This is a genomic window from Clostridium vincentii (assembly GCF_002995745.1).
Lineage (GTDB): Bacteria > Bacillota > Clostridia > Clostridiales > Clostridiaceae > Clostridium > Clostridium vincentii.
This window is the reverse complement of the sequence record NZ_PVXQ01000057.1, coordinates 1-14,820: the sequence shown is the minus strand read 5'-3', so window position 1 is coordinate 14,820 and position 14,820 is coordinate 1. Positions and strand designations below refer to the sequence as shown.

Annotated in this window: 16 protein-coding genes; 12 read left to right on the top strand and 4 right to left on the bottom strand. The window is 29.5% G+C overall.

Annotated elements, in window-relative coordinates:
* The first annotated feature begins 276 nt into the window (after window positions 1-276).
* A complete protein-coding gene (locus CLVI_RS16145) occupies window positions 277-606 on the top strand; it encodes a hypothetical protein (RefSeq protein ID WP_106061136.1) in 330 nt (109 codons plus the stop codon).
* A gap of 402 nt (window positions 607-1,008) precedes the next feature.
* On the top strand, window positions 1,009-1,752 hold the full coding sequence (locus tag CLVI_RS16140) for a nucleoside/nucleotide kinase family protein (protein ID WP_106061134.1): 744 nt from the start codon (window positions 1,009-1,011) through the stop codon (window positions 1,750-1,752).
* A gap of 206 nt (window positions 1,753-1,958) precedes the next feature.
* On the opposite strand, the gene CLVI_RS16135 is transcribed toward CLVI_RS16140, so the two are convergent.
* From CLVI_RS16135 to CLVI_RS16125, 3 genes are all read right to left on the bottom strand, one after another.
* Window positions 1,959-2,885, bottom strand: a complete 927-nt coding sequence (locus CLVI_RS16135; protein ID WP_106061132.1) for an AEC family transporter — start codon at window positions 2,883-2,885, stop codon at window positions 1,959-1,961.
* 58 nt (window positions 2,886-2,943) lie between these two features.
* On the bottom strand, window positions 2,944-4,416 hold the full coding sequence (locus tag CLVI_RS16130) for a family 1 glycosylhydrolase (protein WP_106061131.1): 1,473 nt from the start codon (window positions 4,414-4,416) through the stop codon (window positions 2,944-2,946).
* Window positions 4,417-4,552: 136 nt separating this feature from the next.
* Entirely contained in the window at window positions 4,553-5,407 is an 855-nt protein-coding gene (locus tag CLVI_RS16125; RefSeq protein WP_106061130.1) for a MurR/RpiR family transcriptional regulator, read from the bottom strand.
* Between the two features lie 185 nt (window positions 5,408-5,592).
* Between CLVI_RS16125 and CLVI_RS18025 the strand changes: the two genes are divergently transcribed.
* The 3 genes from CLVI_RS18025 (at window position 5,593) to CLVI_RS16115 (ending at window position 7,144) form a co-directional block, all read left to right on the top strand.
* Window positions 5,593-5,721: a hypothetical protein gene (locus CLVI_RS18025; protein WP_278320539.1), complete on the top strand. Its 129-nt coding sequence runs from the start codon at window positions 5,593-5,595 to the stop codon at window positions 5,719-5,721.
* 238 nt (window positions 5,722-5,959) lie between these two features.
* On the top strand, window positions 5,960-6,778 hold the full coding sequence (locus tag CLVI_RS16120; RefSeq protein ID WP_106061129.1) for an aldo/keto reductase: 819 nt from the start codon (window positions 5,960-5,962) through the stop codon (window positions 6,776-6,778).
* A gap of 78 nt (window positions 6,779-6,856) precedes the next feature.
* Window positions 6,857-7,144, top strand: coding sequence for a putative quinol monooxygenase (locus CLVI_RS16115; RefSeq protein ID WP_106061128.1), 288 nt, complete (start codon window positions 6,857-6,859; stop codon window positions 7,142-7,144).
* A 71-nt stretch (window positions 7,145-7,215) separates the two neighbouring features.
* Here the strand turns inward: CLVI_RS16115 and CLVI_RS16110 are convergent, their stop codons facing one another.
* Window positions 7,216-7,707, bottom strand: a complete 492-nt coding sequence (locus tag CLVI_RS16110; RefSeq protein WP_106061127.1) for a peptidoglycan recognition protein family protein — start codon at window positions 7,705-7,707, stop codon at window positions 7,216-7,218.
* Window positions 7,708-7,901: 194 nt separating this feature from the next.
* Here CLVI_RS16110 and brnQ point away from each other — a divergent pair, with 194 nt between their 5' ends.
* From brnQ to rbsB, 7 genes are all read left to right on the top strand, one after another.
* Window positions 7,902-9,218 carry a branched-chain amino acid transport system II carrier protein gene (gene brnQ / locus CLVI_RS16105; RefSeq protein WP_106061126.1) on the top strand — a complete coding sequence of 439 codons (1,317 nt, stop codon included), beginning with the start codon at window positions 7,902-7,904 and terminating at the stop codon, window positions 9,216-9,218.
* A gap of 51 nt (window positions 9,219-9,269) precedes the next feature.
* Entirely contained in the window at window positions 9,270-9,725 is a 456-nt protein-coding gene (locus tag CLVI_RS16100; RefSeq protein ID WP_106061125.1) for a hypothetical protein, read from the top strand.
* Window positions 9,726-9,972: 247 nt separating this feature from the next.
* Window positions 9,973-10,902, top strand: a complete 930-nt coding sequence (gene rbsK, locus CLVI_RS16095) for a ribokinase (RefSeq protein ID WP_106061124.1) — start codon at window positions 9,973-9,975, stop codon at window positions 10,900-10,902.
* Between the two features lie 5 nt (window positions 10,903-10,907).
* The gene (gene rbsD / locus CLVI_RS16090) at window positions 10,908-11,303 is read left to right on the top strand and encodes a D-ribose pyranase (RefSeq protein WP_106061123.1); all 396 of its coding nucleotides are present in this window, start codon (window positions 10,908-10,910) and stop codon (window positions 11,301-11,303) included.
* A gap of 33 nt (window positions 11,304-11,336) precedes the next feature.
* A complete protein-coding gene (locus CLVI_RS16085) occupies window positions 11,337-12,821 on the top strand; it encodes a sugar ABC transporter ATP-binding protein (RefSeq protein ID WP_170065703.1) in 1,485 nt (494 codons plus the stop codon).
* 16 nt (window positions 12,822-12,837) lie between these two features.
* On the top strand, window positions 12,838-13,773 hold the full coding sequence (locus CLVI_RS16080) for an ABC transporter permease (RefSeq protein ID WP_106061121.1): 936 nt from the start codon (window positions 12,838-12,840) through the stop codon (window positions 13,771-13,773).
* Window positions 13,774-13,815: 42 nt separating this feature from the next.
* On the top strand, window positions 13,816-14,700 hold the full coding sequence (gene rbsB, locus CLVI_RS16075; protein WP_106061120.1) for a ribose ABC transporter substrate-binding protein RbsB: 885 nt from the start codon (window positions 13,816-13,818) through the stop codon (window positions 14,698-14,700).
* Window positions 14,701-14,820: the final 120 nt, after the last annotated feature.

The following is a 14,820-nucleotide window of genomic DNA, read 5'->3' as shown; positions in this document are numbered from 1 at the left end:
TGTGGATTAAAAGGATTTGGAGATATTAGTTACAATTAAGAGTAAAAATGCTTAAGGGAAGTTATAAATATATACTGTAAAATAATGGATAATAAAATAGTTGCCCACTTTTACTTGACTCAATCAACAAGAAGTTTTTTTTTGTAGCAAATTTTATTTTATGGTAAAATATATATATGGAATGGGGTGAGAATTATTATATTGGGTGTTTTGGTTATTATAGTTCTTATAATAATTTTTTCTTCAGGATTTACAATGAAAGAGGAGGTGTTCACTATGTCAAGATTAAGAAATGTATATCTTTATCTTGTAAGCTTTGTTTCATTAATGATGATACTTATAGGAGTTATTCTTACTGTGCAAAATATAACAGATGTGATATTCCCAACCAATTATTATTATGATTCAATACCATATGATAAGACAGGTAGTTTATCAGTGGAAGAACAGGAAAATTATGAAGAAAATCAAAAAAGGAATGCGGAAAATAGTATTACTGAGAGTAAGAAGAATGTTGCAAAATCAATTGCTGTTGTATTAGTTGCGTTACCGACATTCGGATATCACTGGAAAAAAGTTGAGAAAGAGAAAAATGAGCAAAAATAGTTATGATTTATAAGTTAATAATTAAGCACCAGAGAATTTCTCTGGTGCTTTTTTTGCTGATTTTGAAACATTTGAAACATTTATAAAATAATACAATTAATGACTTAGTTTTACAATTTAGGAGGGTTTTTTTATTATATGGCGAATGTATTTATTAATGATGTTTTGTAAAATCAAACATTTACAGCGCAAAAAGAATTTCTGACGGATACCCTGTTATTATAAAGGTGAAGAATAAAGAATATCCAAGGAAAATTTGAACAATTTAAAAATGATATTCCATATAGTGCGATAATTCAGGCGCTGGATAATTTTATAAATCAACGAGTAGTAGCAAGCTCGTCACTTTGATCAGTCCAAAGCGTTAGATGTTGTTTATAAAATAAAGAGGGAGTGGAAATAATGAATAATATTAAGGAATTCAATTTTAAAGTAAATGGGTTTGATATGAAGGCATCTTATTTCCAGAAAACTATAGATGAGGTTTTTATTCCAGTGTTAAGGAAGTGGACAGAGATGAATAATGGAAAAGGCGAAAGATTAATTATTTTTCTTGTTGCACCTCCTGCAGTTGGAAAAACAACTTTATCGTTATTTCTTGAGTACTTATCTAAGAATATAAAAGGAATAGAAGAAGTACAAGCTATAGGATTAGATGGATTTCATTTTCATGATGATTATATACGGAGCCATAGTGTTAATATACAAGGCGAAGAAACTCCTATGAGTGATATTAAAGGTTGTCTAGAGACTTTTGATATAGATAAATTAAAAGTTAAATTGGAAGAACTTAAAAATAATGATATTAAATGGCCAATATATGATAGAAATATTCACGATGTTGTAGAGGATAGTATATTTGTTGATAAAAAAATAGTATTAATAGAAGGAAATTGGCTTTTAACGGATGAGGAAAAATGGAGAGATTTAAAAGAGTTTTCTAATTATAATATTTTTATTTATGCTGATGAGGAATTATTAAAACAAAGATTAATTGAAAGAAAAATGAAAGGTGGTCTGAGCTATGAAGAAGCTCTAAGATTTTATGAAAAGAGTGATAGTGTTAATGTTAGAAAAGTCTTAAAAAACCATCTTCCAGCAGATTTAGAGTTAAGTATGAAGGCTAATGGAGATTATACACACTAATATTATACAATAAAATAAAACCAGGGCTTATTTTTAAGCCCTGGTTTCATTTGGAAATAAGTGTCTTTATGGGGACTCTAAAATTATTTTCGGAGTAATCCTAAAATATTATTATTAAAATCTATCACCATGAGAACCACCTCTTTCGGTATTATTATGTGCAGTATTAAAGTAAATATACTTCTTTTTTTAAATTTAATCTGTTACTATATTAAAAATATCGCTACAATTAGCGGAATAGTGAAAACAGAAATCAGTGTTGTAATAAATACTGATTTAGCAGCTAAGTCTACATCACCATTATATTCATTAGCAAATAGAACTGCACTATTACCTACTGGCATGGCAAGATTAATCAAAGCTACTCCTAAAACCAATGGACTAGAAATAAAGTAATGTAGGATTGGATAAGCAATAAAAGGTATTAAGAGTTGTTTAATGATAGTATAAGGATAAATCCTGAATTCTGTAAACACTTCTTTTATATTTATATTAGCTAAAGTTGATCCAATCAACATCATGGCAAGTGGAGTGGTAATATTACCAACCATATCAAAAGTAGATCCTAATACAGTAGGCACTGGTATTTTTGAAAAATAAACTATAATTGCAATTATTGAAGATATTATTCCTGGTGATAAGAGATCTTTAGCTTTTAATTTAACTTGATTAGTAGTACCATAATTTATTAAAACAACTCCTAAAGTAAATACTAAAAAATTAAAAATCATATTAAATATCGCTGTATAAAAAACTGCTTCATTACCAAAGATTGCTTTCATTACAGGAAATCCCATAAAACCAATATTGGAGAATACTGTCATAAACATATATATACCCCTTTGATGGAGTGGGATATTCATGATTTTCACGAGTAAATAACTTATTACTGGTAAGCAGGCAAAAATAATTATAGCTACAATGAAAACAACGAAAACTTCTCCATTATCGCTACTTTGTTTAATTGAGCTAACTGATGCCAATACCATTGCTGGAGTAGTTACATTAAGTAATAGTTTGTTTAACTTTTTATTTAAACGAGTATCAAAGAGATTTATTTTATTTAGAAAATATCCTAAACCTAAAATCATAAATAACTGAACCATTTGATTAATTACAACATTTATATCCATAGTGCTCCTCTAGCTAAAAAAAGTAATAACATTTCGTTATTACTTTTTTTAATAATAATTATTTAAATAAGTATTCTCCATTTGATTCAATTACATTTTTATACCAATAGAATGATTTTTTAGGAATACGAGTATAAGTACCTTTTCCATAATCATCACAATCAACATAAATGAATCCATAACGTTTAGACATTTGTTTAGTTGATTCAGATACTAAATCAATACAGCCCCAAGATGTATAACCTAAACATTCAACACCATCATATTCAATAGCATCTAGCATTGATTTAAAGTGAACATCAAAATAATTAATACGATATTCATCATCAATAGTTCCATCTTCTTTAACTTCATCTTTGGCACCTAAACCATTTTCAACAATGAATAATGGCATTCGGTAACGATCGTATAAATCTACCATGGATATTCTAAGTCCGATTGGATCAATCTGCCATCCCCAATCACTTGATGGTAAATATGGATTTTTAATTCCAGTTATTGTATTGCCTGCTGCAACATCTAAATCTTCTGTTGATGATGCTGAACATGATGACATATAATATGAAAATGAAACGAAATCTACTGGATAATCTTTCATTACTTTATCATCACCAGATTCTTTTTTAATTATAACACCATGATTTTTAAATCTAGACAATAAATATGATGGATATTCTCCAAATACTTGAGTATCGCTATAACAATAAGTACCACGCATATCTTGTTGAGCTTTTAGAACATCTTCAGGCTTACAAGTGTATGGATAGTAAGTTAATTTTGTAAGCATACATCCTACCATTGATCCTGGAATTATTTCATGACAGATTTTTGTAGCAATTGCACTAGCAACAAATTGGTGATGCATTGCCTGGAAAATTACTTGTTCCCACTCTATTCCTGGGAATCTATCTTCAATCAAGCCACCAGTTGTATAAGGATGTCTGATCATCGAATCGATTTCATTAAAAGTTAGCCAATATTTAACTTTATCTTTATATCTTGTACAAATCGTTTTTGCATATGTCTCAAAAAAACCTACTACTTCTCTTGAATACCAACCATTATAATTTAATGTTAAATTAATTGGTGGCTCATAATGTGACATTGTTACCAATGGTTCAATTCCATATTTTAAACACTCATCAAAAACATTATCATAAAATTTCAATCCTTCTTCATTAGGTTGTGTGTCATCACCGTTTGGGAATATTCGAGACCAAGCAATGGACAAACGATATACCTTAAATCCCATTTGCGCAAACATTTTAATATCTTCTTTATAATGATGATAAAAATGTGATCCATGGCGTTTAGGATATAAAGATTCATCATCTGTTTTTAATGCTGTTTCAATATCTTTACTTGTAATTGCATTTTGCTTTTTAAAATTTTGAACATCTACATCAAGATTGTGATGAGCACAATCAGAAACACTAATTCCTTTTCCGCCTTCTTTCCAGCCACCTTCAACTTGGTTAGCAGCAGTTGCGCCACCCCATAAAAATCCTTCAGGGAATCTTCTTGTTACCATAATCATTCCTCCTATTATTTAATAACTTAATTATAGACTAATTTTATAATAGAGTTATAGAAAAGTTATAATATGGCTGTGATATCCAAAGAATATGTTTTTTTATATTATATTTTGAAAGAAAGTACCAACTTAGTCAGATATTTTTTAACCATTTAGATCTTTCTTCTTTTAACGCGGTGACGTTTTTTGCAACACTATCATAACGATAGACTAATAATGAAGCAACTATTATATCTAATATATATTGGGTAGACATTGTGAAGATAACAGTTGAGAATTCCAAGGTGTTTTCTGAAGTCATTATATGAATATGATCATCTGTTAATTTTGACAATCTTTGATCAATATTTCCGCTAATTGATAGAGTAGGAATTCCATATTCTTTTAGTCTTTTAGCGGCATCATATATGCTGGGATTTTTACCAGTATGTGAAATCAAAATTGAATAAGTGGGGATTTTTTCTGTTTGCAGTATTTTACAATGATTCCACTGAATACTATTACAAGCATTAGCCATAACACCTATTTCTTCGAGTTTATAACAAAACATTTTGGCAACTTCATAATTAATTCCATCACCATAAACATCAATTACGGTTGCTTGTTTTATTAAATTAGTTACCTTTATAAGTGTATTACGATCAAGCATACTTCTAGTATGGTTAATTGCCTTAGAATAGATTAGGGGCATAGTATTTATAATATCATCAATTTCACTGCTTTTATCATAAGGCTTTGTTCTCAAAGATTCTTTAAAGTTCATCATTTCAGGATACTCTGAAGCATAGATAAACTTTAAGTCTGCATATCCTTTTGTCCCTAGTTTCTTACACAATCTAATAATTGTTGAAGCACTAGTATAACTTGCTTCTGCCAATTCCGTAACGCTCATTTCTAATAAGTCTTTAGGATGTTTTATTATATGTTCTACAGCAGCTTGTTCTTGAAAGGTAAAATTATTTAAATTTTGCATTTTATCTACTATCATAATATACCTCCATTTTCATCGTATATTATCATTTTACTATTATTTTTGAATTTTGAAAGTGTTTTCGTTGAAGCAGTAGAAATGATGAGTCCATTATTAAGAAATAAATTTGTGATATTTTTTAATTTGTAATACTAAGAATATAAAATTTATAAGAAGGAAAAACTAAATCGGAGGTGATAGAAATGGCAAAAGATAATTCTAATAAAAATAGGAATGATGATAAATCATCAAAACCCAATACCGCAAATCCTATCCCAAAGGAACGAGATACAGATACGTATACACCTATAAGGGGACTTCCTAGAATCTGAAAATTATAGCTATTCCTTAATATAGATGAAATTAAGGAATTAGTTTATGAAAAATATTTAAATCAAGATACGCGTTAGTAGTTGATTATCAAGCACCAGAGATTTTCTCTGGTGTTTTTTTAATTGAGTTTTAAATAAGTGGAGATATGCTTAGTATTTTAATTTGAACTAAAATATTATAATTGTTACAATATATATAAGGGAAGTTTAAATTTTATTTTAAGGAGAGGATTGAGAAATGAATATAACTACAAAATTAGAAATGAATAATGGGAAAGAAATTTATCAATTTGGCTTAGGAGTATGGAGAGGTGGAGAGGAAACAAAAAATTCTGTACTTGCAGCTTTAAAAGCCGGATATCGTCATATAGATACTGCGGCAGCATATAAAAATGAGGAAGCTGTCGGAGAAGCAATAAGAGAAAGTGGTATTGCAAGAGAAGAATTATTTATTACAACAAAATTATGGAATCAAGATATGAGAGATCATAAGGTAAAAGAAGCTTTTGAATTAAGTTTAAAAAAATTAGGATTAGATTATGTGGATTTATATTTAATTCATTGGCCAGTTAAGGGTGAATATATTAATTCATATAAAGTTATGGAAAAGCTTTATGAAAGTAGTAAGACTAAAGCTATTGGTGTTTCAAACTTTAAAGTACATCAATTAAAAGATTTACTGGAAAATACAGATATTGTTCCAGCAATAAATCAAATGGAGTTTAATCCACAGATGCAAGACAATGAAATTTTAAATATGTGCACTGAAAAGGGGATAATTTTAGAAGCATGGTCACCTTTAGGTTCAGGAGCTTGTTTAGAGGATGAAGCATTAAAAGTAATAGCAAGTAAACATAATAAGTCAGTAGCACAAGTTATTATCAGATGTTTATTACAAAAAGGGATTGTTGTATTTCCTAAATCAGTACATGAAAATAGAATCAAAGAAAATTCAAATGTATTTGATTTTGAACTAACTTTTGAAGAAATAGAATTAATTAATAATATGAATAAAAATTTAAGAACAGGCCCAGATCCAGACACATTCAATTTTTAATAAAGTAAAATAAACCATAAGTAAGTATAAATTAGAAAAGCTAGATAAAGAGAAAATATAAGACGAGGAGCAAATGAAATGATAGCAGTTTATGCAAAAAATATTATAAAAGAAATCCATATTGAAAAATTTATGTCATTAGCAAAACCATTAATTGAGGAAACAAGAAAAGAGAATGGAAACATAAGCTATGAGTTAATACGTGTAATGGATCGAGTAAATGAATTCGCCTTTTTAGAAAAATGGGAAAATAAAGATGTACTTGATGCTCATATGAAGACAGAACATTTTACAAGATTGATTCCACAAATATCAGAATTGCTTAAGGAAGATATGTCAGTAGAAATACATGAAGTAATAATTTAGATAAAAAAACACCAGAGATTTTCTCTGGTGTTTTTTTAGATCGAGTTATAGTACAGTTGGCTTTTGTAGTTTTATACGTTCAATTCTGCTTTGATTTCTTCAAAAGGGAAATTTACTCCTGGACACTCTGTATTTCTTACATCCTTATGCCTTTTTAAATCTGTAATATTATATTTGTTCATTAAGTATTTTGATAATGCAATAAGGCTATCCTTTTGTTGCATAGTTAAATATTCATTATTAAAATTCCCCTCCAAAGAAATACCAAAGGCCCTAGCATTTACACCTTGTGCATGTGACCCTATTGCATTTTCTGGTCTACCTCTATATATTGTGCCATCTTTCCGTATATAGAAATGATAGCCGACACCGGACCAACCTCTTTCCTTATGAAGTTCATCTATTCTTTGAGGTGTAAGATCAGTTTTTACTGTATGATGGTAGACTATCATATTAGGATTTAAATCATAACTTAAAGGTTGTGCCCAATTATAGGTTATTTCCATAATTTCAGGCGCTTGAGTTGAAAAAGTATCTTTTCGATTTACTAAATCAGATCTCATAACTACTCCAAACTTATTAATATAATTAAATTATATGTGTTTAATTTTATTTTTGTTACTATATGTAACACTAAAATTAAGGAGGCAATTCTGATGAAAATAATTAAAGATATTGAGATTGAAAATAAACGCCTTTACTTATATAATAAATATGAAAAACGTCCATATAAATGTTTCTATAACAGGAGGTATCCATGAAGAAATTATCAAAAAATAACCTTATACTTATCAGCTTAACATTATTTTCAATGTTTTTTGGAGCTGGTAATTTAATTTTTCCACCTTTTTTAGGGGCGCAAGCAGGAACAAATACCTGGATTGCAATGCTAGGTTTTTGTGTAAGTGCCATTGCATTACCTATATTTGGAGTTATTGCGGTAGCTAAATCTGGAGGGCTAAGAAATTTGGCATCCAGAGTTCATCCTATATTTGCTGCTGTTTTTACATTTTTAATTTATTTATCAATAGGACCATTATTAGCTATTCCACGTACTGCGAGTACATCTTTTGAAATGGCAGTTGTTCCTTTTATGTCTGGTAATAATAATTTAAGTTTAATGCAGGTTGCTTATTCAGTAATATTTTTTTGTATTGCACTATCTTTAGCGCTAAATCCAGATAAGTTAATAGATCGCTTAGGAAAAATATTGACTCCATGTTTACTTACATTAATTCTTATTGTTGTTATAGGCTGTTTAATAAGTCCAGTAGGAAAGTATGGGGTACCTTTAAATGATTATGCAGCACAACCATTAATTAAAGGATTTTTGGATGGATATCTTACTATGGATACTATTGCCGCTTTGAACTTTGGAATTATTATATCAATTAATATTCGGGCAAAAGGAATTCAAGAAGAAAAATCTATTGTTAAAGAAACTATTAAAGCCGGCTTAATTGCAGGATTTGTTTTACTAATTGTCTATATTTCATTAGCTCATGTGGGAGCCTTATCTGGAGGAACTTTTACCAATAGTACAAATGGTGCTCAATCGTTGACAAATATTGTTTCAGCCTTATATGGTAAATCAGGAATAATAATTTTAGCCATTATTTTCGCAATTGCATGTTTAAATACTTGTGTAGGTCTTATTAGCTGCTGTAGTGAATATTTCTACACAATAGTACCATCTATAAGTTATAAAAAATGGGCGTGCTTTTTTGCTTTTATTAGTATGATTATATCTAATGCTGGTTTAAATAAGATATTAGAAGTATCAGTTCCAATATTAAATGCTATTTACCCAATAGCTATTGTTATTATTTTATTATCATTCATACATAAGTTGATTAGAAATTATAGATTTATTTATCCAATAACTGTTTTAATGACTGGGACAGTAAGTATTACTTATGCACTTTTTCAAAGTAATATTTCTATTCCCACGCTTACTTCATTAGCTAGTAAAATACCTTTTTATAGTGTAGGTCTTGGTTGGATAATTCCAGCTGTTATAGGAATGGTTGTTGGAATCATAATGTCTATAAGTTCGAATAAAAATATAGTATAATAGAAAGACTTTGTAAGATCAAATAAAAAATATATAATAAGGGGTTTAATAATGAAAAAAAGAATATTAGGGGTATTATTAGTAGTAGGAATGTTGTTGGTATTATCTGGTTGTAGTAAAAAAGAAGCTGTGACAGCTGATGGTTTCAAATCAACAATGGAAGATGCAGGATATACAATAACTGATTCTACTAAACAATTTGAAGGACAACCAGTTGATTCAGTTCAATTAGCAGTCAAGGATGAGTATCAAATTGAATTTTTTGTTGTACCAACTGTTGATCAAGCACAAAATGCATATAATCAAAATAAATCAAATTTTGAAAAGGCAGAAACATCATCATCATTAATGAAGTCAGTAGAAATGAAAAATTTTAGCTATTATGCAATGACTTCAGGCGGAATATATTATGTTGTATCTAGAGTTGATAACACATTTATATATGTTCATGCTCCAGAAATATATAAGGATGAAATAAGTGATATTATTTCAGAACTTGGTTATTAAGCGATAATTTATAAAAATTTAATTAGACTAAAATTTAATTAAAGCCAGGGGTTTAATATGCTGACTTTTAATTCACAAAAAAAGCTAAGATAAAACTTAGCTTTTTTTGCGTTTTAAAATAATAATAATAAAAATTTAGAAAACAATAAAAAATACCTTGCAAAACGATTACATTTGAATTACAATGTAGTTAATCGGTTCAGTGAAACGGTTAACTAAAATGAAAAAAGAGCAAGGAGTGATATTTATGAATAAAGTATGTGTATTTGGAAGCATGAATATGGATCTGGTTATGAAGATTACAGATTTGCCTAAAGACGGTGAAACAATATTATCTAAATCATATGAAAAAATATCAGGAGGCAAAGGTGCTAACCAAGCAGTGGCTGCAAAAAGATGTGGAGCAGATGTTTCTATGATAGCAAAGATAGGTAAAGATGATAATGGGGAAATTTTAAGCGATAAATTAAGACTTGATAAAATAAATATAGATTTAATTTTTGAAGATGAATTAGAAGCTACAGGAACAGCAATGATAATGGTAACTGATAGTGGTAGCAATTCAATAATAGTTAATGCAGGATCTAATATGACTATTACTGAAGAAGAAATAGATAAAGCAACTCAAACAATAAATAATAGTGATATAGTGATTTCACAATTTGAAACTCCTGAAGACATGGTTTTAAAAGTATTTGAAAAGGCTAAGGCAAAAGGGAAGATAACAGTTTTAAACCCTGCACCAGCAAAAGCTATAAGGGATGAACTTTTAGCAGTGACAGATATTATAGTTCCAAATGAAACAGAAGCTGAAGTTTTAACAGGAGTAGAAGTGAAAAATATAGATGATGCAAAAAAAGCAGCAGAGATATTTATGAATAAAGGAGTCAAGTTTGTAATAATAACACTTGGTTCTAAGGGCGCAGCAGTAATAGGAAGAGATTTTGATGAGCTAGTTCCTGCATATAAAGTTAATGCAATAGATACTACAGCAGCGGGAGATAGTTTCATTGGAGGGTTAAGCACAAAACTTAATCCAAATGGGATAACAAAAGATAACTTAATAAAAGCTGTTAGATTTGGAAATAGAGTATCATCTTTAGCAGTACAAAGAGAAGGTGCACAACCTTCAATACCATATTTAGAAGAAATAATAAAACTTTATGGAGATGAATAGAGGATATGAGAAAGACAGCATTATTAAATAGTAATTTAAGTTCAGTAATTTCAAAAATGGGACATACAGATATGTTAGCAATAGGGGATTGTGGTTTACCAATACCTAATGAAAGTGAAAGAATAGATTTAGCACTGATAAAAGGAATTCCAACATTTATAGATACATTAAAAGTAACACTTTTAGAATTAGAGATAGAAGAGGTAATGTTAGCTAAAGAAACTAAAGAAGTTAGCCCGGAATTATATAAAGAAATAAAAGATATTGTTGGAGAAGAAAAAATAACATTTATAACACATGAAGAGTTAAAAAGTAATTTAATGAAATGCAAAGCTGTGGTAAGAACAGGGGAACAAACTCCATATGCAAATATAATCCTAAAATCTGGAGTTGTATTCTAAGAAGGAGGGTCTACTGTGAGTAATAAAAAAATAATGTTACAAATGAATGGAGTATCTAAGATATTCCCAGGGGTAAAGGCGTTAGATAAAGTAAATATAAAAGCATATGGTGGAGAAGTAACAGCACTTATGGGCGAAAATGGCGCTGGTAAATCTACATTAATGAATATATTAAGTGGAGTATATAAAAAGGATGAAGGTAAGATATTTATAGAAGGGCAGGAAGTGGATATAAAAGGTATAAAATCTGCTGAAGAGTATGGAGTAACAATAATTCATCAAGAACTTAGTTTACTAAATAACCTTACAATAGCAGAAAATATGTTTTTAGGAAATGAAAAGTTCGAAAAGTTTACTAGAAGGATAAAACAAGATGAATTAGTAGAAAGAAGTAAAACATTTTTAGAACAAATTGGTTGTGAAATAGATCCAAATGAATTAGTAGGAAACATAAACGTAGGGGAAAAGCAAATGATTGAAATTGCAAAAGCATTAACTAAAAATGCAAGTATAATCATAATGGATGAGCCTACAACAGCTTTAACAGATAAAGAAACTAAAAAGTTATTTGGTGTAATAGAAAACTTAAAGAAAAAAGGAATAGCTATAGTTTATATATCCCATAGAATGGAAGAGATATTTTCAATTTGCGATAGAGTAGAAGTCTTAAGAGATGGTAAGTATGTGGGAAGTGCCAAAATTAAAGATATAGATAACGATAAACTTATTTCAATGATGGTTGGAAGAACAATAGAAGACCAATTTCCGTATAAAGAAATAAAAAAGGGCGAAAAGTTTTTAGAAGTAATTGATCTATGTGCAAAACAAGGTATTAGCAATATATCATTTGAGGTAAGAGCTGGAGAAATATTAGGAATTGCGGGGCTTATGGGATCGGGTAGAACTGAAGTCGCAAAAACAATATTTGGTGAATATAAAAAAACTGGCGGAAGAGTTAAAGTAAAAGGTAAAGAAGTTAATATAAAATCAATTGGAGAGGCAATAAAAAATGGTATTTGTTATTTATCAGAAGATAGAAAAAAAGAAGGGTGCGTTTTAGGATTATCAATAAAAGAAAATATGTCAGTATGTAATCTTATTAAGTATGAGGATAAATTTAAATCGATAGATCTTAAAAAAGAAATTGAGGATGTAGATTACTACATTAAAAAGATAAATATAAAAACTCCAAGTAGAGATCAACTAATAGGAAATTTAAGTGGAGGAAATCAACAAAAAGTAATACTTGCTAAATGGCTTATGCTATCACCTGAAATATTAATAGTAGATGAGCCAACTAGAGGAATTGATGTTGGGGCAAAAAAAGAAATTTATGATTTATTAAATGATTTAAAAGCAATGGGAAAAGCAATTGTAATAATTTCATCTGATTTATCAGAAGTTCTTGGAATAAGCGATAGAATAATGGTTATGAGTGAAGGTAAAGTATCAGGAGAATTATCAAGAGAAGAAGCTTCACAAGAAGAAATTATGAAATTAGCCGTTGGCATTAAATAGTTAGGAGGACAACATCATGAATGAAAACGTTAAAGAACAATTAGCTAAATATAAATCACTTATAGGACTTGTACTATTATGTATAGTTATAACATTTGTAACACCAAACTTTTTAACATTAACAAATATAACTAATGTTTTTACACAGGTTTCTGTTAATGCAATAATTGCTATAGGTATGACATTTGTAATATTAACAGGGGGAATTGATCTATCTGTTGGTTCAACACTAGCAATAAGTGGATCACTTGCAGCCTCAATAATTAAATCCACAGGAAATGTGCCCTTAGCAGTTTTAGTAGCATCTTTAGTTGGTATATCAGTTGGTTTAATAAATGGATTGTTAATATCAAAAGGTAAATTACAAGCATTTATAGTTACATTGGCAACAATGACAATATTTAGAGGCTTAACATTAGTTTTCACAGATGGTACACCAATATCTAAGTTACCAGAATCATTTGTAAATCTAGGTAATGGTAAAATAGGATTTATGCCAATACCAGTTATTATAACAGTAGTAGTTGCAGCTTTTGCAATATACTTACTATCTAAAACAAGGTTTGGAAGATACTTATATGCTTTAGGTGGAAATGAAGATTCAGCAAGATTATCAGGGATAAATACATCGAAGATAAAAGTTTTAGCATATGTAATTTCAGGGTTTGCAGCATCAATTGCAGGGGTAATTATAACAAGTAGAATAGGATCAGCATCACCAAATGCTGGTATGGGGTTTGAACTAGATGCAATTGTAGCAGTAGTAATTGGTGGAACTTCACTAGCAGGGGGAGAAGGCAGAATAACAGGGACAATTATTGGTGCATTAGTTATAGGAGTTTTAAATAACGGATTAAACTTAATGAATGTATCACCATTCTATCAATCAATAGTAAAAGGCTTAGTTATTTTAATAGCAGTATTATTAGATAGAAAGAGTAGAAAAAAATAAGTTGAATTTATTTTTTAGAAAGTGCCTAAGGAGGAGAAGACCATGAAGTTAGTAAAAAAGATATTAGCATTTGGATTAATTAGTGTAATGGTAGGTTCTTTTATTGGATGTTCAAGAACTAATGAAGATAAGAAAATAGGTATGGTTTTATCAACATTAAATAACCCATTTTTTGTAACAATGAAGAACGGTGCAGAAAAAGAAGCAGAGAGGTTAGGTTTTAAGCTTATAGTATTAGATTCTCAAAATGATGCAGCAAAAGAAAGATCAAATGTAGAAGATTTAATAGAACTTGGAGTAACAGCATTGTTAATTAACCCAACAGATAGTGATGCAGTTGTTAAATCTATAGAAGTTGCAAATAATAGAAATATACCAGTAGTAACTTTAGATAGACAATCAAATGGTGGTTATGTAACAAGCCATATAGCATCAGATAATGTTGCAGGTGGAGCTATGGCAGCTGAATATATATTAAATTCTTTTGAAGGAAACGATACTATAAATATAGTAGAGCTACAAGGTATTTCAGGATCATCAGCCACTCGAGATAGAGGTGCTGGGCTACATAGCATTATAGACAATAATAAAAGATTTAATTTAGTATCTAGCCAATCAGCGGATTTTGATAGACAAAAGGGCCTTCAAGTTATGGAAAATATAATCCAAGGTAATGGAAAAATAGATGCAGTATTTGCACATAATGATGAAATGGCACTTGGAGCACAAAAAGCAATCAAAGCAAGTGGATTAAATACAATAGTTGTAGGGTTTGATGGAGTTGATGATGCACTAGATGCTATAGAAAGTGGAGATATAAAAGCGACAGTAGCACAACAGGCAGATCTAATTGGATCATTATCAGTTGAACTAGCACAAAAAATATATAATTCAGAGGAAGTAGAAAGTGAGATAGTAGCAGGTTAGAGTATAATTTTAGTAGGCAAAGGTAGCAAAAAAATAAAGGAGATGTAAAAACATCTCCCCAATACATAAATTATCCATTATAATTTTATTGCTAAGATAAAAAGAATGGAGTTGGATTTA